Genomic DNA, 18,508 nt, shown 5'->3' on the forward strand with positions numbered 1-18,508 from the left:
TGATGAGTATGTTAAGGGCCTTGCGGCCCGTATTTTTTGAATTAGTCTAAGGTGATTTCTAGAGCAAGACCTCTAAGTTCATGAACCAATACGTTGAAGGATTCCGGAATATTTGGTTTCGGAAGGTTTTCTCCTTTTACGATTGCTTCATAGGCTTTTGCTCTGCCCACTACATCATCAGACTTCACAGTCAGGATTTCCTGAAGAACATGAGACGCACCGAATGCTTCCAATGCCCACACTTCCATCTCTCCAAATCTCTGTCCACCAAACTGCGCTTTACCACCAAGTGGCTGCTGTGTGATGAGTGAGTATGGACCGATAGACCTTGCGTGCATCTTATCATCTACCAAGTGTCCTAGTTTCAACATATAGGCAATCCCTACTGTCACAGGCTGGTCAAACTTCTTACCTGTCAGGCCATCATATAGATAGGTTCTTCCAAATGCCGGCAATTCTGCCTTTTCCAATTCTGTTGCAACTTCTTCCATTGTCGCACCATCGAAAATTGGTGTTGCATATTTCTTGCCCATTTTATGTCCAGCCCAAGCAAGTACCGTTTCGAAAATCTGACCGATGTTCATCCTAGAAGGTACACCTAGTGGGTTCAATACGATATCCATTGGCGTTCCATCTTCCAAGAATGGCATGTCTTCATCCCTAACGATTCTAGCAACGATACCTTTGTTACCGTGACGTCCAGCCATCTTATCACCAACTTTCAGTTTACGTTTTTTAGCTACATAGACTTTCGCTAACTGAACGATACCTGCAGGTAATTCATCCCCAACTTCCAAAGTGAATTTATCCCTTTTGAAAATACCGGAAATGTCATTTCTCGAATTGATGTAATTCTTGACAAGCTTCTGAATCAGGCTATTTACATGCTGATCATCAGTCCAATCATCCAAAATAATATCAGAAACAAGATTTGCCTCTTCCTGAACATTATAATTAGATTCATCTCTGTAAGGATTTTTGGCAGGGAACAGGTTTTGCTCGATGTTTTTGGCATTGAACTTCACTCCCTTGCTGATGATTTCATCACCAAACTTATGTCTTACTCCTTGAGAAGTCTTACCATCCAAAAGCTGAACAAGCTTGTTGATCATTCTCGCTCTCATACCCAAAAGGTCTTTTGAGTATTGCCCTTTCAATTTCTCAACTTCAGCTTTTGATTTTGCCCTAAGATCTTTGTCTTTTTTAGGTCTAGAGAATAGCTTCGTCTCAATCACAACTCCATTCAAAGATGGAGAAGCTTTCAATGAAGCATCTTTGACATCACCAGCTTTGTCTCCAAAGATCGCACGAAGCAATTTCTCTTCTGGAGTTGGATCAGTTTCACCTTTTGGAGTGATCTTACCGATGATTATATCACCTTCTTTCAGCTCAGCACCAACTCTGATGATACCATTCTCATCAAGGTTCTTAACGGCCTCTTCGGATACATTCGGGATTTCAGAAGTCAATTCCTCCTCACCTCTTTTGGTATCACGAACCTCCAATTGGAATTCTTCGATATGAATTGAAGTAAAGATATCTTCTCTGGCAACCCTCTCTGAGATTACAATTGCATCTTCAAAGTTATATCCTTGCCAAGGCATGTATGCTACCCGAAGGTTTTTTCCCAAGGCAAGCTCGCCATTGTTTGTAGCATATCCTTCTACCAATACCTGACCTTTTGAAATCTTTTGGCCTTTCAGCACCAAAGGAGTCAAGTTGATAGTAGTATCTTGGTTAGTTCTTCTGAACTTGACCAAGTTGTATGTTTTATATTCGTCACTGAAGTTAACCAATAGGTCATCTTCAGTAAGATCATATTTCACGGTGATTTTAGTAGCATCAACATACTCAATCACACCATCTGTCTCAGCGATGATCAATGCCCTAGAGTCAATTGCCGCTTTGCCTTCCAAGCCAGTACCCACGATAGGTGCCTCGGCTTTCAACAAAGGAACTGCTTGACGCTGCATGTTGGATCCCATCAATGCTCGGTTGGCATCATCATGTTCCAAGAAAGGAATCAATGAAGCTGCTACCGATACGATTTGGTTTGGTGCAACGTCCATGTAACTGATCTCTTTTGGATCCAATACAGGGAAATCACCTTCAAATCTCGCTTTGACTTTATCATTCAAGAACAATCCTTCATCATCCAAAGGAGCGTTTGCCTGAGCGATATTGTTGTCATCTTCTTCCTCGGCAGTCAAGAATACAATATCTTCTGTATTCATGCTTACCTTACCTTCTTTTACTTTCCTGTAGGGAGTTTCCAAGAAGCCCATTGAATTCACTTTTGCGTGAACACAAAGAGAAGAGATCAAACCAATGTTTGGTCCTTCAGGGGTTTCGATGGTACAAAGACGACCATAGTGTGTATAGTGAACATCTCGAACTTCAAAACCGGCTCTTTCTCTGGAAAGACCACCTGGACCCAAAGCAGAAAGTCTTCTTTTGTGGGTCAACTCAGCTAGTGGATTGGTTTGATCCATAAACTGGGAAAGTTGGTTTGTCCCAAAGAATGAGTTGATCACTGAAGAAAGTGTTCTAGCATTGATCAAATCAACAGGTTTGAAATCTTCGTTGTCACGAACATTCATTCTCTCTCTGATGGTTCTGGCCATTCTGGCAAGACCTACACCAAACTGGGAGTACAATTGTTCACCAACTGTCCTTACCCTTCTATTGCTCAAGTGATCAATATCATCGACAACAGCTTTGGAATTAATCAATCCAATCAGGTATTTTACAATGTTGATGATATCTTCGGTAGTCAATACGATCTTTTCGGAATCGATATTCAATCCCAATTTCTTATTGATCCTGTATCTACCAACTTCACCCAAGTCATAGCGCTTGTCAGAGAAGAACAATCCATGGATTACTTCTCTTGCAGTCGCTTCATCAGGAGCTTCAGTATTTCTAAGTTGACGGTAAATCACCTCAACAGCTTCTTTTTCAGAGTTGGAGTTATCCTTCTGAAGGGTATTGTAGATGATAGAATAATCAGCTACATTGACATCTTCCCTATGAAGAATGATCGACTTTGCGCCAGATTCCAAGATCAGTTCAATATCCTCATCAGAAAGAATAGAATCTCTTTCTAAAAGTACTTCATTTCTATCAATAGAAACTACCTCACCAGTATCCTCATCCACGAAATCCTCTACCCAAGTTCTCAAAACCCTAGCAGCAAGCTTTCTTCCAGTGATTTTTTTCAAATTGGCTTTAGTAGCAGAGATCTCTTCAGAAAGGCCAAAAAGATCCAATATCTGCTTATCAGAACCAAAACCAATAGCTCTCAAAAGTGTAGTTACTGGGAATTTTTTCTTTCTATCAATGTAAGCATACATCACATTGTTGATATCGGTAGCAAATTCTATCCAGCTACCTTTGAAAGGTATAATTCTGGCAGAATACAACTTGGTACCGTTGGTATGCTTACTTTGAGCAAAGAATACACCTGGAGATCTATGAAGCTGAGAAACAATTACTCTTTCTGCACCATTGATCACAAAGGATCCTTTCTCTGTCATATACGGAAGATTTCCCAAGAAAACTTCCTGCTCAATTGTTTCAAAATCCTCATTGTCTTCATCAGAACACAATAGACGAAGTTTTGCTTTAAGCGGTACAGAGTAGGTTAGGCCTCTATCAATACACTCTTCAATGTTGTATTTTGGAGGATCTACTGTATAGTCAATAAATTCAAGTGTGAAGTTTTCTCTAGAATCACTAATTGGGAAATTCTCAGAAAACACCTTGAAAAGACCATCCTGTCTTCTTTTCTCAGCTGGAGTATCCAGTTGGAAAAAATCTTTGAAGGATTGTAATTGGATATCTAAGAAATCCGGATAGTCTTTGACTACCTTAATAGATGAGAAACTTTTCCTTTCGGTTTGATTCTGGATAGCCAAGGCAGTATATATTTATAGTGATAATTAATAACCAAATGCGACAATTTTCGCTTGAAATAGTGCAATTTTTTTCCTGCGCACAAACAGGAAAAGACCTGACTTTACAGTCAGGTCTATTACCATAACCTTTACCAGATGGTAAAGCTTTTCAAATTACTTAACTTCTACTTCAGCTCCAGCCTCTTCAAGAGACTTTTTCAAAGCTTCAGCTTCGTCCTTAGCAATTCCTTCTTTTACAGCTTTAGGAGCACTATCAACTAGTTCTTTAGCTTCTTTCAAGCCAAGACCTGTCAATTCCTTCACAAGCTTAACTACAGCAAGTTTTTGACCACCTGCAGCTTTAAGGATTACATCGAAAGCTGTTTTTTCTTCTTCAGCAGCACCAGCATCACCAGCACCACCACCAGCTACCATTACAGCACCAGCAGCAGCAGGTTCGATACCATACTCGTCTTTCAAAATATCAGCCAATTCTTTTACTTCTTTTACAGTCAAGTTTACCAACTGATCAGCAAGTTGTTTAAGATCTGCCATTGTATTAATATTTAAATTGTTGTTTTTAACTAATTGATTTGATGATTATGATTATTCTTTCTCAGAGAGAGTCTTAACAAGCCCAGCCACAGTATTCTGTCCATATTGTAGGGCAGAGATAAGGTTTTTTGCCGGAGATTGAAGAAGACCGATAACGTCTCCCAAAAGTTCGTTTTTAGATTTCAGAGTTGACAACATTTCTAGTTGATTCTCTCCGATGAAAACATCTGAATCTATATACGCACCTTTGAAAACTGGTCTTGTTTCTTTCTTACCTTGTTTCTTTCTGAAATCAAGAATTACTTTAGCAGGAAGATTTCCAATTTCTTTGGAAAATACGATTCCCGAAAAGCCTTTTAGAGTAGCTTCTGAAAATTTGGCATAGTCTCCGTCAAGGTTCTCCAAAGCTTTCGCAATCAGAGTATTTTTATAAACCTTGTACTCAACGCCCTTTTCAAAACACGCTCTTCTGAAAGCATTTACCTGAGCAACATTAAAACCTGAAGCATTAGTAATGTAGAAATACGGGTTTTCTCTGAATTTCTCGGTAAGACTTTCGATTATTTCTCTTTTTTCGTCTCTAGTCATGATTAAATTCCTTGAATACTACCTTTATCTACAATAATTCCAGGTGACATTGTGCTAGACAAATGAATACTTCTGAAATAGGTTCCTTTTGATGAAGTAGGCTTCAGCTTGGAAATAGTGCTGATCAATTCCTTCACATTTTCCTGAATTTGTTCAGCAGTGAATGAAACTTTACCAACGCCGGCATGGATAATTCCAAATTTGTCGACTTTAAAATCGATCTTACCAGCTTTCACTTCCTTAACAGCCTTACCAACTTCCAAAGTTACTGTTCCTGATTTTGGGTTAGGCATCAAGCCTCTAGGTCCCAAAACCCTACCTAATCTACCAACCTTAGCCATCACGTTAGGCATGGTGATAATGACATCAATGTCAGTCCAACCGCCTTCAATTTTTGCTATATAGTCGTCTAATCCAACATAGTCTGCACCAGCCTCTTTAGCTTCAGCTTCTTTGTCAGGGGTACATAGTACCAAAACCTTAACATCCTTACCTGTGCCATGTGGCAATGCAACTACTCCTCTTACCATTTGATCAGCTTTACGTGGATCTACGCCCAAACGAACGTCAAGATCAACCGAAGCATCAAATTTGGTGTTAGTGATTTGCTTCACAATAGAAGAAGCTTCCTCTAGGGAGTACTGTTGGCTTGCGTCGTACTTAGAAAGAGCTTCTTTTTGCTTTTTTGTTAACTTAGCCATAGTTTTTATTTTATTCCTCCCAAGGTGCTTTTCCAGATACTGTGATACCCATGCTTCTCGCTGTTCCTGCAATCATTTTCATGGCAGACTCAACTTTAAAAGCATTTAAGTCAGGCATTTTCACTTCAGCAATTTCTTTTACCTGATCCCAGGTAACAGACCCTACTTTTTTCCTGTTCGGCTCTGACGAACCTCCCTTGATCTTTGCAGCCTCAATCAGCATATTGGCAGCTGGAGGAGTTTTTACTACAAAGTCAAAAGATTTGTCAGAATAAACAGTAATCAAAACAGGCAATACTGAACCCATTTTATCTTGGGTTCTGGCATTGAATTGCTTACAGAACTCCATGATGTTCAAACCCTTGGAACCAAGGGCTGGACCTACTGGAGGCGATGGATTTGCCTGGCCACCTTTCACCTGTAATTTCACATAACCAGTGATTTCCTTAGCCATTTCCTAGTCTTGTTTTTCTACTTGTATAAAGTTTAACTCTACAGGGGTGTTTCGTCCAAAGATCTTGACCATAACATTCAATTTCTTCTTATCTTCAAACACCTCTTCTATTGTACCCGAGAATCCACTGAAAGGACCGTCCATTACTTTTACGGTCTCTCCAACTATAAATGGAGTATCCAATTTCTCTGCAAACTCATCAATCTCCTCAACACGACCTAAGATCCTGTTGATTTCTGACTGACGTAATGGCTCAGGGGTTTTGGAAGCCCCCCCTTGGTTTGACCCTAAGAAACCGATTACACCCGGTATACTTGTAATTACATGATTTGCTTCACCGTGAGTCAAATCCGCATTTACCAAGACATAGCCAGGAAAGAAATTTCTATCCCTAACTCTTTTCTTGCCATTGCGCATTTCGTAAACTTTCTCGGATGGTATCAAAACCTCGGGAATATAATCCTCCAGTTTTTGTCGAACAATTTCGTTGTCTAAATAAGCTTTAGTCTTCTTCTCTTGTCCTGCTACCACCCTAAGTACATACCACTTATGTTCAGCCATCAGTAATTTTAATTCAATTAAAATAAATCATAAAACCATTTCATCAAATTCTCGAAACCCAAATCTATCGCACCGATCAACAGTGAGAAGATTAATGAAGCGACGATGACCAAAACAGCACTGTTCTGTAAAAATGAATGGGAAGGCCATGTGACCTTATTCTTCATTTCGTCTATAGACTCAACGACAAAGTTTTTGATATTCATGGTTTTACTTTCTTGTTGCACGGGCAGAGAGATTCGAACTCCCATCAACGGTTTTGGAGACCGCTATTCTGCCATTGAACTATGCCCGTAGGATTATTTGGCTCCTAAAAGGAACGCAAAAGTAGTGATAAAAGGTTGAAGAAACAAATGCGATCCCGAAAAAATATTCAAGATCGCATTTGTCAATATGTGATAATCTTAAAGATTAGTCAAGAATTTCAGTTACCTGACCAGCACCTACTGTTCTACCACCCTCACGGATAGCGAAACGTAGACCTTTCTCAAGGGCAACTTTATTCAATAAGTTAACTTCGATTGTAACGTTATCACCTGGCATAACCATTTCAACACCTTCAGGAAGTTTGATCTCTCCTGTTACGTCAGTAGTTCTAAGGTAGAACTGTGGACGGTATTTGTTGAAGAATGGAGTATGACGTCCACCTTCTTCTTTCGAAAGAACGTAAACTTCAGCCTTGAAGTGAGCGTGTGGCTTCACTGATCCTGGCTTACAGATGATCATACCTCTCTTGATTTGAGACTTTTCAATACCTCTCAACAAAAGACCTACGTTGTCACCAGCTTCACCTCTGTCAAGGATCTTACGGAACATCTCAACACCAGTAACTGTAGACTTCAAGCCTTCAGCACCCATACCGATGATGTCAACTGGATCACCAGAGTTGATTACACCTCTTTCGATTCTACCAGTTGCTACTGTACCACGACCAGTGATCGAGAATACATCTTCAACAGGCATCAAGAAGTCTTTGTCTACAAGACGCTCTGGAATTGGAATGAACTCATCAACTGCGTCCATCAAATCCATTATTTTATCTACCCATTTGTCATTTCCTTCCAATCCACCAAGGGCAGATCCAGAAATAACTGGGATATTGTCACCATCAAAATCATAGAATGATAGTAACTCTCTTACTTCCATTTCTACAAGTTCAAGAAGTTCAGGATCATCTACCAAATCCACTTTGTTCAAGAATACAACAAGTGCTGGTACACCTACCTGACGAGCAAGAAGGATATGCTCTCTAGTCTGAGGCATAGGTCCGTCAGTTGCAGCTACCACAAGGATAGCGCCATCCATCTGAGCAGCACCAGTTACCATGTTCTTCACGTAATCAGCGTGACCTGGACAATCTACGTGTGCGTAGTGTCTCTTTTCAGTCTGATATTCAACGTGAGAAGTGTTGATAGTAATACCTCTTTCTTTTTCTTCTGGAGCGTTGTCGATAGAAGAGAAATCTCTTAGTTCAGAAAGACCTTTTTTGGCCAATACTGTAGTAATGGCAGCAGTCAAAGTTGTCTTTCCATGGTCTACGTGACCAATCGTACCGATATTAACGTGCGGTTTGGAACGGTCAAAGGTTGCTTTTGCCATGCGTGAAAATCCTCTGTTTTAGTTAAAGATATAAATTTATTTTTTTCCCAATTCTAATGTTTCTGAGCCAACGACGGGATTTGAACCCGTGACCCCTTCCTTACCAAGGAAGTACTCTACCCCTGAGCTACGTCGGCTGGTAACATTCTGAATGCCCTATAAAAGCATAGAGCGGGAGACGAGGCTCGAACCCGCGACCTGCAGCTTGGAAGGCTGCCGCTCTACCAACTGAGCTACTCCCGCTTTTAATATTCTTTTTGGTTGCCACTCAACTTCCGATTGCTATCGGGATGAGCTACTCCCCCTTTTGATTACGTGATTGCAAAAGTAATGAAATTTTTGACAATAACGCAATGTGGGGGAAACAGGATTCGAACCTGTGAAGACATAAGTCAACGGATTTACAGTCCGTCCCAGTTGGCCGCTTTGGTATTCCCCCAACTGATTTCGTTTGGATAGCTCTATGCTGTTTCCGCTTTTCGCTATCTTAACGGATGGCAAAATTATACCCTTTTCTTAAACATTCAAAATTATGTGAATTATTTTCTTTGGTTTTTTTCAATGTTCAAATTAATCTTTTCGAAATCAACGAATTAATTTTCTTCAAGGTATGGAGAAAGGTAATATTCCATGTACATTTTCGCCTGTTCATCCTCTTCTTTCTCATATAATTCCTTAATCTTCTCCAGAACCCCCTCATCATCCACAAAGCCAAATAGGGATTGGAAAGCTACCGCCCGGATATAGAAAGCCTGATGGTTTGACCCCAACTCATACAATTTGTCCACTGCCACTTTACTTTCTTCTGGAGATTGAAGCTTAGAAAAATAATCCCCATAATAACCAATGAAATAATATAACGATTGCCCGCTCATGGCTAACAACCTATCGTGAAACCATCCTTCTTGACCTTGGATGTCTTCGGAAATATAATAATCGGCCAAGGCCACTACTACCCTGATGTTTTCCTCTTCTTCAAACCTCTGCACTATCTCAGCCCTGTTTACATTTTCTTGGTTCTCTAAGTAAGCACTCAGAGCCGCACCTGACACGTAATATGAAGGGTGATTCATCCACCTTAAGAATGAAGAGGCATATTTATCAGGATCTATTAGCGACAGCAACTCAATAGCACCTGATCTTACTGTATGCTGTTTGTCACTATCTGCTATTTCATAAAGTATATCCTCAACCCCCGCTATCTGCATCACCAGATTCGGGTTTCTGGCTATCTGAAGCAATGCCATTTCCCTGACAGACCATAACGGGTCGGATAAGGCTTTTCTCACAATCTCTGGGAAAAAAGCCTCATCGGCAAATGTACTCCCCAAACTATCCAGCGCTTCATACCTTGCTATCCCAAACTGTGAATCATTAAATTGTCTCACAAAATGCTCCTCCCCTCTATTACTCACTTTTTCGGCCAACAACTCTGACCTTTCATCAAAATAAAGGGCATATACCGGGTCTGCATTTTCTATTGCGAATTGTTGCCTGCCTTGATTCAATTCAAATTCTTTCTCAAATCTTTCGCCATCCGTGTACCAACTTACTTTGAAGGGGATTCTATAAAGCGGCGTGTTTTCCAAGTCTTGTTTTTGGCTAACTGTCAACAACAGATTGTTCCTTTCACTGTAATCCACTGCATATTCCAAAATCGGATGGCCAGCGGCAAAAAACCATTGGTTAAAGAACCAATTCAGATCCATGCCTGTCACTTGTTCAAAAGCCAAACGAAGGTCGTGGGTCTCAACGCTCGAAAAGGCATGTTTTGTCAGGTACAAATTCAAAGACCTGAAAAATGCTTCATCGCCAAGATGCCTTCTTAGCATATGTAGTATCCTACCGCCTTTCGCATAAGAATGGCTATCGAACATTTCTTCGGAATCCTTATGGTAAAACCTGATCAAATCAACCTGCTTTTCAACTGCCTCATCGAAATACTGCTCCATTTCAGAAATATGGTGAAGATCAGCTTCATCCGTCCCCTCTTTGTATTCGTACCAAAGATATTCGGAGTAATTTGCAAAGGCTTCATTCAAAGTGAGGTTTGCCCAGGACTCTGTAGTGACATAATTCCCAAACCACTGGTGAAAAAGCTCGTGGGCAATGATCCCATCCCACTCGCTGTCCAAGGCTTCTCTTTCGGTCAGGTTAAGCTGTTCCATAAAGACAGAAATAGTGGTATTTTCCATCGCTCCGGAAACAAAATCCCTGACCACAACCTGATCATACTTTTGCCATGGATATCTTACACCTAGGATTTTTGAGAAAAACCCAATCATTTCGGGAGTATTCTTAAATACCGTCTTTGCCCCTTCTGCATATTTTTCTTCTACATAATAATTTACCTGGACATCTTCCCAAGAATCCTGAATCTCCACAAATTCACCTACAATCACTGCCGCCAAATATGGCGCATGTGGCAAGTTCATATCCCAATGATCCGTCCTTGTCCCATCAGGGTTTATCTTTGTATCTATCAATTCCCCATTGCTGATGGTTTTGAATTTTTGGTCAACCGTCAGGCTAATCTCTTGTGTAGCCCTTTCGTTTGGCGTGTCCAATGTAGGAAACCATTTAGAATTATGCTCAGTCTCTCCCTGTGTCCATATCTGAATTGGCTTATCATCTTCACCCGATGCATTGATAAAATAAAGTCCCTTTGTATCGGTGATTGCCTTACTTCCTGATTTGGGGTTTTCGTTTGGCTTCGCAGTATATTTTATCACCACATTCAGTGTATCATTTGCAGAGAAACTACTGGGAAGATAGGCAGTAACCTGCCTAGAATCATATCGATAATTCAATTCCCTTTCTTCATTCCCGATGATTAATCTAAACGAATGGATGTCAAAATCCTTTGCATCAAGAACCAATGTGCTTTGGTCGAAAAAATAAGGCTTCAGCGTCAATCGTGCTTCTCCATATACCCATTCCTTTTCAAAATCAAAGGCCAGATCCAGCTTGGTGTGCAACAAATCAAAATGTCTGGTCCTTGAAGGATTGTAGTCCGAGATCAATGCTTCCTTCTCCCTCATGAGATTCAAGTTGTTCTCGAATTTTTCGCTGACGGGTTCTATAATGGCATTGTCTGCGCTGGTCAAGCTTTCGTTGCTTTTGCAAGAAAACAAAAACAGGATTATCAGACAGGGAAGAAGCTGGATATATTGGGTTTTCATAAAAAGACCTTTTAAAGATAAATCGTATATTGGCGCAAAATAAAAGAAATGTATTCAGTAAGTATCGATAATTCCGTAATAAAAGTTGAGAATTCAGGTGACTCAATTCTTGTCAACGAAGAAATTGTTAGCTGGGATTTCAAAAAAACAGGAGAAAGGTTCTATCATATCATCCATGGTGGTAAGTCTTTCAACCTGGAGTTAGTAGACATAAACCCAGCTGAAAAAACCATCAAGTTAAAATTGAACAACAAGCCTGCGACAGTTAAACTCCAAGATAAATTTGATTTGCTTTTGGAGAAATTGGGGATGAACACCAACCAAGGAAACCTTGCAAAAGACATCAAAGCACCAATGCCTGGTTTGATTTTTGACATCAAAGTCTCCGTAGGAGATGAAGTAAAAAAAGGAGACCCAGTATTGATCCTTGAGGCCATGAAAATGGAGAACATCATCAAATCTCCGGGAGACGGCATCGTCAAGGCGGTCAAAATAAAAAAGGGCGACAGTGTTGAGAAAAACCAAGTACTTATTCAATTTTAAGTATTCACCTTTAGAATTCTGAAATGAAGCGTTTATATTTGTAAAATTTATCATTTTCATAAATCTTTCAAACAAGCATCGCTTTTCAAAATAAACACTAAAAATGAAGTACAAAAGAATATTGCTAAAACTGAGCGGGGAGTCACTAATGGGCGAGAACAATTATGGCATCGACCCCAATAGACTGCAAAAGTACGCCGAAGAAATCAAAAAGGTAAAAGAACTTGGTGTTGAGATTGCCATTGTGATCGGCGGGGGTAATATTTATAGGGGAGTACAAGCAGAAAAAACAGGTATAGACAGGGTCCAGGGCGATTACATGGGCATGTTGGCTACATTGATCAATGCGATGGCGCTTCAAAGCGCCTTGGAACAAAACGGCATGTTTACGCGACTGATGTCGGGGATAAAGGTAGAAAGTGTATGTGAGCCATTTATCAGGAGACGGGCGATCCGACATTTGGAAAAAGGCAGAATCGTAATTTTTGGTGCCGGGATTGGAAATCCATATTTCACTACAGATTCCACTGCCAGTTTACGGGCGATTGAGATTGAAGCTGAAGTCGTGCTGAAAGGCACAAGAGTAGATGGAGTCTACACTGCCGACCCAGAGAAGGACAAGTCTGCCACAAAGTACAATACACTTTCATTCCAAGAGGCTTATGAAAAAAACCTCAACATAATGGATATGACTGCGTTTACACTTTGTCAGGAAAATAATCTGCCAATAGTCGTCTTCGATATGAACAAAGAAGGAAATCTGATGAAATTGGCGACTGGTGAAGAAATTGGGACATTAATCACATCATTATAATCCATATATAGAAACTAAATCATGGAAGAAATTCAATTGCACTTAGACGAAGCTAAAGAACTTATGCAAAAGGCAGTGGACCACACTGCTCAGGAATTAGTAAAAATACGTGCCGGCAAAGCAATGCCTAATTTGCTTGACGGCATCATGGTGAACTATTATGGAGCACCCACCCCACTTCAGCAAGTGGCATCTGTGACTACTCCAGATGCAAGAACTTTGTCTATCAAGCCTTGGGAAAGAAACTTGATCTCAGAAATAGAAAGATCCATTGTCAATTCCGATTTGGGCCTTGCCCCTCAGAATAATGGTGAAATCATCATCCTTACAATCCCACCACTTACCGAAGAGAGAAGAAAAGGATTGGTCAAAATGGCTAAAGCTGAGTCTGAATCAGGAAAGGTAAGCATCAGAACCGTCAGAAAAGACATCAATGATTCTTTGAAGAAACTCCAAAAAGATGGCGCATCCGAAGATGACATCAAAAGAGCAGAAGACACCGTACAAAAATTCACCGACCAGTATTCAACAAAAGTCGATGAACTTCTTGCAAAAAAAGAGGTGGAGATCATGACCGTATAATCCTCAACATTCAACAGCAGCCAGAAATATATGTGGCTACTGGTTTGAAAGCAGATATACAGCATTACATATTCATAAAAAAAGTCTTCTCCAATCATCAAGGGGAAGACTTTTTTATGTCTGTACTTTTCAAAATGGACTTGTTCCAACATTTATAATAATCCCATATAAAAGCGTACCTTTGCCCCTTGGAAAAATATTGAATCCCTTCCAGATGAGTTTGAATAAAGAAATAGCCAAGCGAAGAACTTTCGCCATTATTGCCCACCCTGATGCAGGGAAGACCACATTGACAGAGAAGTTGCTTCTATTTGGAGGGGCAATCCAGACTGCCGGTGCAGTCAAATCCAATAAAATCGATACTGCAACCAAATCCGATTGGATGGAGATAGAAAAACAGAGAGGTATCTCTGTGGCTACTTCCGTGATGGGATTTGAATATAAAGACATCAAAATCAACCTACTCGATACTCCAGGCCACCAGGATTTCGCAGAAGACACCTATAGAACATTGACTGCGGTCGATTCCGTTATTATGGTGATTGATTGTGTGAAGGGCGTGGAGATACAGACAGAAAAGTTGATGGAAGTATGTCGCATGCGAAATACCCCAGTGATCTGTTTTATCAACAAGCTCGACCGTGAAGGGCGCGACCCTTACGAATTGCTTGATGAAGTAGAGGAGAAATTGAATATCCAAGTACGCCCTTTGTCTTGGCCTATAGGAATGGGAAAAGGCTTTAAGGGAGTTTACAACCTTTATGATAGGAAACTCAACCTCTTCAGTCCTAGCCAAAGAAAATTGAGTGATGACCGTGCAGTTTTTGATGATCTTTCAGAGAGTCGTTTAGACGAATTGATTGGTGGCAACAATGCGGATCAACTGAGAGAGGATGTAGAGTTGATAGAAGGAGTATATCCCGATTTTGATACCAAAGAATACTTGGAAGGAAAAGTTGCCCCAGTCTTTTTCGGCTCTGCCGTGAACAACTTTGGGGTGAATGAGATGCTGGACACCTTTATCCGTATCGCCCCTGCTCCAAAAAGCAGAAATACCGAAGACAGGGAAGTACTTCCGTCAGAGTCTAAGTTTTCTGGATTTGTGTTCAAAATCCACGCTAACATGGATCCGAACCACAGAAACAGAATCGCTTTTCTTCGGATCTGCTCGGGGAAATTTGAAAGGAACAAGCCTTACAATCATGTCAGAGGACCAAAACCACTTCGGTTTTCGAATGTGACACAATTCATGGCGCAGGATAGGGAAATGGTGGATGAGGCATTTCCAGGAGATATCATCGGTCTTTATGACACAGGAAACCTAAAAATAGGTGATACCCTGACTGATGGCGAAAACATGACCTTCAAAGGCATTCCCAGTTTTTCCCCAGAGATTTTCAAAGAAGTCATCAACAAGGACGCCATGAAAACCAAGCAATTGGAAAAAGGCCTGAAACAGCTGATGGAAGAAGGAGTAGCGCAACTATTCACTTTTGATATGGGTTCTAGAAAAGTCATCGGCACAGTTGGTCAGCTTCAGTTTGAGGTAATTCAATTTAGGCTGAAGCAGGAATACAACGCATCCGTGGAGTTTGCACCTATGCAGCTTTACAAGGCTTGTTGGATCAGCAGTCTGGACAAAAAGAAGCTGGATGAATTTGTCCAATCAAAAAACAGGCACATTGCAAGGGATAAGGACGGGAAATTCGTCTTCATGGCAGAATCCAAATCTTGGCTACAAATGGTACAGGACAATTACCCTGAAATCGAATTCCATTTCACTTCGGAATTTTGATGAAAATTGAGTGACTCTATTATATCAAAGGTATTGTAGATATTTTTTGAACTTGTTAAATTTAGAAATATGAAATCGACACGATTAAAATAATCATCAAAATACACAAAAATGATTATTTTAATCGTCATCCCGAGCTTTCGGGACCATGTGACAATTGAAAAACAGTTTATAAAACATGAAAAAAAAACCATTCTCAGTCGTCTATGAAGACAACCATCTTTTGGTGGTGAATAAGGCTGCCGGAATATTGGTACAAGGAGATAAAACCAAGGATAAGACCCTCACAGATTATTGTAGAGAGTATATCAAAGAAAAATACAATAAACCAGGTGATGTATTTCTTCATCCTGTTCATAGGCTTGACAGACCTGTCAGTGGACTGGTAGTCTTTGCCCGTACTTCCAAGGGACTTGAGAGAATGATGGAACTCTTCAGAAAAAGAGACATCCACAAAGTCTATTGGGCTATCGTGAAAAAGAAACCAAGGGAGGAAATGGACAAATTGACCCATTATTTGGTCAAAGACGAGCAGCGCAATTATGTGAGTGCTTTTGAAAAAGAAGTTCCAGGCTCACAAAAAGCAGAATTGAATTACAAAAGATTGGGCAAGCTCAATGACCATTGGCTGATGGAAGTAAGGCCGGTTTCAGGAAGGCCGCACCAAATCCGAGTTCAACTGGCATCCATAGGCTGTCCGATCAGGGGAGATGTGAAATATGGTTTCGTAAAACCAAACCCTGATTTGAGTATCAATCTACATGCCTTCCATTTGGTATTTATCCATCCCATCAAGAAAGAAAAATTAATCCTTCGTGCAGCTTTGCCGGAAGAGCCATTTTGGGAGCAATACCTGGAGTTTGAAGAGATCAAAGCCAAGGATCAGTATCTGGACAATACGTTTAGTGGGTAATGTAAATCTTCTGTTAATTTAGAAGGTATGATATTTTGATATTGATTGATATTTGATCCGCCACTGCGGACAGGTTATTTGTAGTTATTGCCCGAATTGAAAAGTTAAAAGAATCACCAAATGAAGAATAGCTTTCTTATCATCCTGACATTGATCATTATTGGTTTTGGCTGTTCGCCAAAGCAAGAGGCCAAAACAGTCTACATCGTAAGGCATGCCGAAAAAATGCTGGACACAGACGATCCCCAACTCAGTGTAGCAGGCACAGTGAGATCCAAAAAGTTGGGCCAAATATTGACAGACAAGCAAATCAAGCATGCATTCAGCACAAGTACGGTAAGGACCAAAGCTACTTTGCAGCCCATTTCCAATATTGCAGGAATAGCCATTGAGATCTATGACCCCCAAAATCATGACGATTTGGTAGAAGAGCTAAAGAAAAGGAAAGGAAATGTGGTGGTAGTAGGCCACAGCAACACCATTCATCACCTTGTCAATTATTTCGTAGACGAGGGTGGTAAGTTTGAAGAACTGGAGGATATAGAATATGATTATATCTTCGAAGTGACTCTGGAATCTGACGGAAGTTCGAGTGTAGTGAGAAGGTTGTATAAAGAGTTTTAATTCTCTACAATTATGCCTGAATACCCACTTGATTAGTATCCTTATTGCAAGTAATCTTTTCTGTTAATGCCCCCTAGTTTATAAATCATTCAAAAAGAATAAACCGAACTTCGGTAAATTCAAACTTTAAAAGTATCAGGGTTTCTTCTGGTGTCCCATATCGTTAACAATGTTAAAGAAATACTGTCATAGCAATAGTAGAGTCTATAGCCTCTAACTAATTTAAAAAGAATTTGCGGATTACCATTGAATTTCAATCCAATTTCTGGAGATTTAGCTAAAAGAATAAGAGTTTTCTTAAATTCTAAGTTAAGTTTAATCGGGTAATAGGTAGACTTATTCCTATTATACCAATAATCTAAAATAGAAACTTTATCATTTATTGCTCTTTGGGTCCACTTTATTTCTCTTTTTGAGACAGCCATTTTTCAAATTGTTCAGACGCTTCCTTTTGAGAGAATGTTTTTCCTGCCAAATATTGCTCATAGCCTTCTTGAACAGCTAGTATTTCAGCTTTTTCAAATGAATGATTCCATCCAGTTCCTTCAATATTTTCTACCCATGAATAAATTTCATTTAAGAGCTCTTCATCATCAATGTGTTCGATTTTTTCAATAATTTTTGCTTTAATAGTCATAATTAAGCTTGAATGTGCAAAATAAAATTAATGAATCTTATTTATATTAAGACTTAAAAACGCAAAAAACTATCCTAAAAGGTGCATCTCCTAAAAGGAAAGCCTTCACTATATCTACATTAATTTATTCCAGTATCCTGAATGGTTATCGAAAAAACCTGAAAGATTTTAGGCAATAATATAAACTTTTGAAAAGCTGCTATCAAACCACCCTCACCTCTATCCCCATTTCTTCCAATTTTTCCCTATACATTTCCTGAATTCCGGAATCGGTAATGACCACATCGATATCATCCAAATTACAAATCTTACCGAAACCTTTTTTCCCAAACTTACTGGAATCCGCCAAAACGATGGTCTTTTGTACAGATTTGATCATTTGGGCATTGAGATGTGCTTCCATCATATGGGAGGTAGTGAGTCCAAAATCCAAACTGATCCCATCCACACTCAAAAACAATTTGCTGCAGGCAAAATTCCGCATCATTTCCTCAGCATAATTACCCACAACAGAACTACTGCTTTTCCTGACTACTCCTCCAAGCTGTACGATCTCCACTTCAGATGAGTCAATCAACGCCAAGGTGACATTCATGGCCGCTGTAAGCACTGTCAATTTTTGGTTTTTTGGAAGCATCTGGGCAAATGACACCACTGTAGTTCCAGATCCGATAATGATCGCCTCATCCTCCACCACAAGCTGAACTGCAGCTTGGGCGATTTTTAGTTTTTCCTCCACCCGTTCAAGCTTCTTTTCATGTACAGGTCTGTCATTGACATAGGGGGAATTTTGGGTCGCCGAACCATGGGAACGGTAAAGCAGCCCTTTGTCTTCCAACAACTTCAGATCCTTTCTCACTGTCACCACAGTAACATCCAGCTCCTTACTAAGATCAGTTACATGGACAATCCCCGCTTCATTGAGTTTATCCAAAATATATTTATGCCTTTCTGTGATGGTCATGTAAGCTTTCTTTTTTTGTTAAAGATAGGCTTTTGGATACAAAAAATAAATAATTTCTATTTTTTAGTTTCTATTTATTTCTTTTTGTTTCTTTTTGTAT

The 18,508-nt window shown here is 40.0% G+C and carries 17 protein-coding genes and 4 tRNA genes; 6 read left to right on the top strand and 15 right to left on the bottom strand.

The features are described 5' to 3' along the window. Window positions 1–41: 41 nt before the first annotated feature. From rpoB to ACFSKL_RS12290, 13 genes are all read right to left on the bottom strand, one after another. Entirely contained in the window at window positions 42–3,917 is a 3,876-nt protein-coding gene (rpoB, locus tag ACFSKL_RS12230) for a DNA-directed RNA polymerase subunit beta (protein ID WP_376886508.1), read from the bottom strand. 153 nt (window positions 3,918–4,070) lie between these two features. Continuing rightward, window positions 4,071–4,451, bottom strand: a complete 381-nt coding sequence (rplL, locus tag ACFSKL_RS12235; RefSeq protein ID WP_241275184.1) for a 50S ribosomal protein L7/L12 — start codon at window positions 4,449–4,451, stop codon at window positions 4,071–4,073. A gap of 51 nt (window positions 4,452–4,502) precedes the next feature. Then, entirely contained in the window at window positions 4,503–5,039 is a 537-nt protein-coding gene (gene rplJ, locus ACFSKL_RS12240; RefSeq protein WP_014772286.1) for a 50S ribosomal protein L10, read from the bottom strand. Window positions 5,040–5,041: 2 nt separating this feature from the next. Next, entirely contained in the window at window positions 5,042–5,740 is a 699-nt protein-coding gene (rplA, locus tag ACFSKL_RS12245) for a 50S ribosomal protein L1 (RefSeq protein WP_376886509.1), read from the bottom strand. Between the two features lie 10 nt (window positions 5,741–5,750). After that, complete coding sequence (rplK, locus tag ACFSKL_RS12250; RefSeq protein WP_076501241.1) at window positions 5,751–6,194, bottom strand: 50S ribosomal protein L11; 444 nt, start codon at window positions 6,192–6,194, stop codon at window positions 5,751–5,753. A gap of 3 nt (window positions 6,195–6,197) precedes the next feature. Continuing rightward, window positions 6,198–6,755: a transcription termination/antitermination protein NusG gene (gene nusG, locus ACFSKL_RS12255; RefSeq protein ID WP_376886510.1), complete on the bottom strand. Its 558-nt coding sequence runs from the start codon at window positions 6,753–6,755 to the stop codon at window positions 6,198–6,200. 17 nt (window positions 6,756–6,772) lie between these two features. Beyond that, window positions 6,773–6,961, bottom strand: a complete 189-nt coding sequence (gene secE, locus ACFSKL_RS12260; protein ID WP_241275180.1) for a preprotein translocase subunit SecE — start codon at window positions 6,959–6,961, stop codon at window positions 6,773–6,775. An 18-nt stretch (window positions 6,962–6,979) separates the two neighbouring features. Then, a tRNA-Trp gene (locus tag ACFSKL_RS12265) sits at window positions 6,980–7,050 on the bottom strand. Window positions 7,051–7,166: 116 nt separating this feature from the next. Continuing rightward, entirely contained in the window at window positions 7,167–8,354 is a 1,188-nt protein-coding gene (gene tuf / locus ACFSKL_RS12270) for an elongation factor Tu (RefSeq protein WP_376886511.1), read from the bottom strand. Between the two features lie 65 nt (window positions 8,355–8,419). Beyond that, window positions 8,420–8,491, bottom strand: a tRNA-Thr gene (locus ACFSKL_RS12275). Window positions 8,492–8,524: 33 nt separating this feature from the next. Beyond that, window positions 8,525–8,597, bottom strand: a tRNA-Gly gene (locus tag ACFSKL_RS12280). Between the two features lie 113 nt (window positions 8,598–8,710). Then, a tRNA-Tyr gene (locus ACFSKL_RS12285) sits at window positions 8,711–8,793 on the bottom strand. 154 nt (window positions 8,794–8,947) lie between these two features. Further along, window positions 8,948–11,536: a M1 family aminopeptidase gene (locus ACFSKL_RS12290; protein WP_376886512.1), complete on the bottom strand. Its 2,589-nt coding sequence runs from the start codon at window positions 11,534–11,536 to the stop codon at window positions 8,948–8,950. Between the two features lie 48 nt (window positions 11,537–11,584). On the opposite strand from ACFSKL_RS12290, the gene ACFSKL_RS12295 reads away from it, so the two are divergent. The 6 genes from ACFSKL_RS12295 (at window position 11,585) to ACFSKL_RS12320 (ending at window position 16,807) form a co-directional block, all read left to right on the top strand. Next, complete coding sequence (locus ACFSKL_RS12295; protein WP_376886513.1) at window positions 11,585–12,079, top strand: acyl-CoA carboxylase biotin carboxyl carrier protein subunit; 495 nt, start codon at window positions 11,585–11,587, stop codon at window positions 12,077–12,079. Window positions 12,080–12,182: 103 nt separating this feature from the next. After that, on the top strand, window positions 12,183–12,893 hold the full coding sequence (gene pyrH / locus ACFSKL_RS12300) for a UMP kinase (protein ID WP_376886514.1): 711 nt from the start codon (window positions 12,183–12,185) through the stop codon (window positions 12,891–12,893). 21 nt (window positions 12,894–12,914) lie between these two features. After that, complete coding sequence (gene frr, locus ACFSKL_RS12305; RefSeq protein ID WP_376886515.1) at window positions 12,915–13,475, top strand: ribosome recycling factor; 561 nt, start codon at window positions 12,915–12,917, stop codon at window positions 13,473–13,475. A 214-nt stretch (window positions 13,476–13,689) separates the two neighbouring features. After that, complete coding sequence (locus ACFSKL_RS12310; RefSeq protein ID WP_376886516.1) at window positions 13,690–15,270, top strand: peptide chain release factor 3; 1,581 nt, start codon at window positions 13,690–13,692, stop codon at window positions 15,268–15,270. A gap of 178 nt (window positions 15,271–15,448) precedes the next feature. Continuing rightward, a complete protein-coding gene (locus ACFSKL_RS12315; protein ID WP_376886517.1) occupies window positions 15,449–16,183 on the top strand; it encodes an RluA family pseudouridine synthase in 735 nt (244 codons plus the stop codon). A 120-nt stretch (window positions 16,184–16,303) separates the two neighbouring features. Continuing rightward, window positions 16,304–16,807: a SixA phosphatase family protein gene (locus tag ACFSKL_RS12320; protein ID WP_376886518.1), complete on the top strand. Its 504-nt coding sequence runs from the start codon at window positions 16,304–16,306 to the stop codon at window positions 16,805–16,807. Window positions 16,808–17,207: 400 nt separating this feature from the next. Here the strand turns inward: ACFSKL_RS12320 and ACFSKL_RS12325 are convergent, their stop codons facing one another. Together ACFSKL_RS12325 and ACFSKL_RS12330 are read right to left on the bottom strand one after the other, a co-directional pair. Further along, window positions 17,208–17,444, bottom strand: coding sequence for a hypothetical protein (locus tag ACFSKL_RS12325; protein WP_376886519.1), 237 nt, complete (start codon window positions 17,442–17,444; stop codon window positions 17,208–17,210). 202 nt (window positions 17,445–17,646) lie between these two features. Continuing rightward, a complete protein-coding gene (locus ACFSKL_RS12330) occupies window positions 17,647–18,408 on the bottom strand; it encodes a DeoR/GlpR family DNA-binding transcription regulator (RefSeq protein WP_376886520.1) in 762 nt (253 codons plus the stop codon). Between the last annotated feature and the right edge of the window lie 100 nt (window positions 18,409–18,508).

This window comes from Belliella marina (genome assembly GCF_042682445.1).
Lineage (GTDB): Bacteria > Bacteroidota > Bacteroidia > Cytophagales > Cyclobacteriaceae > Belliella > Belliella marina.

Bases quoted from the DNA above. Each gene is read 5' to 3' on its own strand.
- ACFSKL_RS12295 (WP_376886513.1), top strand. From the start codon at position 11,585: ATGTATTCAGTAAGTATCGATAATTCCGTAATAAAAGTTGAGAATTCA.
- tuf (WP_376886511.1), bottom strand. From the start codon at position 8,354: ATGGCAAAAGCAACCTTTGACCGTTCCAAACCGCACGTTAATATCGGT.
- secE (WP_241275180.1), bottom strand. From the start codon at position 6,961: ATGAATATCAAAAACTTTGTCGTTGAGTCTATAGACGAAATGAAGAAT.
- ACFSKL_RS12325 (WP_376886519.1), bottom strand. From the start codon at position 17,444: ATGACTATTAAAGCAAAAATTATTGAAAAAATCGAACACATTGATGAT.
- rplA (WP_376886509.1), bottom strand. From the start codon at position 5,740: ATGGCTAAGTTAACAAAAAAGCAAAAAGAAGCTCTTTCTAAGTACGAC.
- rplK (WP_076501241.1), bottom strand. From the start codon at position 6,194: ATGGCTAAGGAAATCACTGGTTATGTGAAATTACAGGTGAAAGGTGGC.
- ACFSKL_RS12320 (WP_376886518.1), top strand. From the start codon at position 16,304: ATGAAGAATAGCTTTCTTATCATCCTGACATTGATCATTATTGGTTTT.
- ACFSKL_RS12330 (WP_376886520.1), bottom strand. From the start codon at position 18,408: ATGACCATCACAGAAAGGCATAAATATATTTTGGATAAACTCAATGAA.
- ACFSKL_RS12290 (WP_376886512.1), bottom strand. From the start codon at position 11,536: ATGAAAACCCAATATATCCAGCTTCTTCCCTGTCTGATAATCCTGTTT.
- frr (WP_376886515.1), top strand. From the start codon at position 12,915: ATGGAAGAAATTCAATTGCACTTAGACGAAGCTAAAGAACTTATGCAA.
- ACFSKL_RS12310 (WP_376886516.1), top strand. From the start codon at position 13,690: ATGAGTTTGAATAAAGAAATAGCCAAGCGAAGAACTTTCGCCATTATT.
- nusG (WP_376886510.1), bottom strand. From the start codon at position 6,755: ATGGCTGAACATAAGTGGTATGTACTTAGGGTGGTAGCAGGACAAGAG.
- rplL (WP_241275184.1), bottom strand. From the start codon at position 4,451: ATGGCAGATCTTAAACAACTTGCTGATCAGTTGGTAAACTTGACTGTA.
- pyrH (WP_376886514.1), top strand. From the start codon at position 12,183: ATGAAGTACAAAAGAATATTGCTAAAACTGAGCGGGGAGTCACTAATG.
- rplJ (WP_014772286.1), bottom strand. From the start codon at position 5,039: ATGACTAGAGACGAAAAAAGAGAAATAATCGAAAGTCTTACCGAGAAA.
- ACFSKL_RS12315 (WP_376886517.1), top strand. From the start codon at position 15,449: ATGAAAAAAAAACCATTCTCAGTCGTCTATGAAGACAACCATCTTTTG.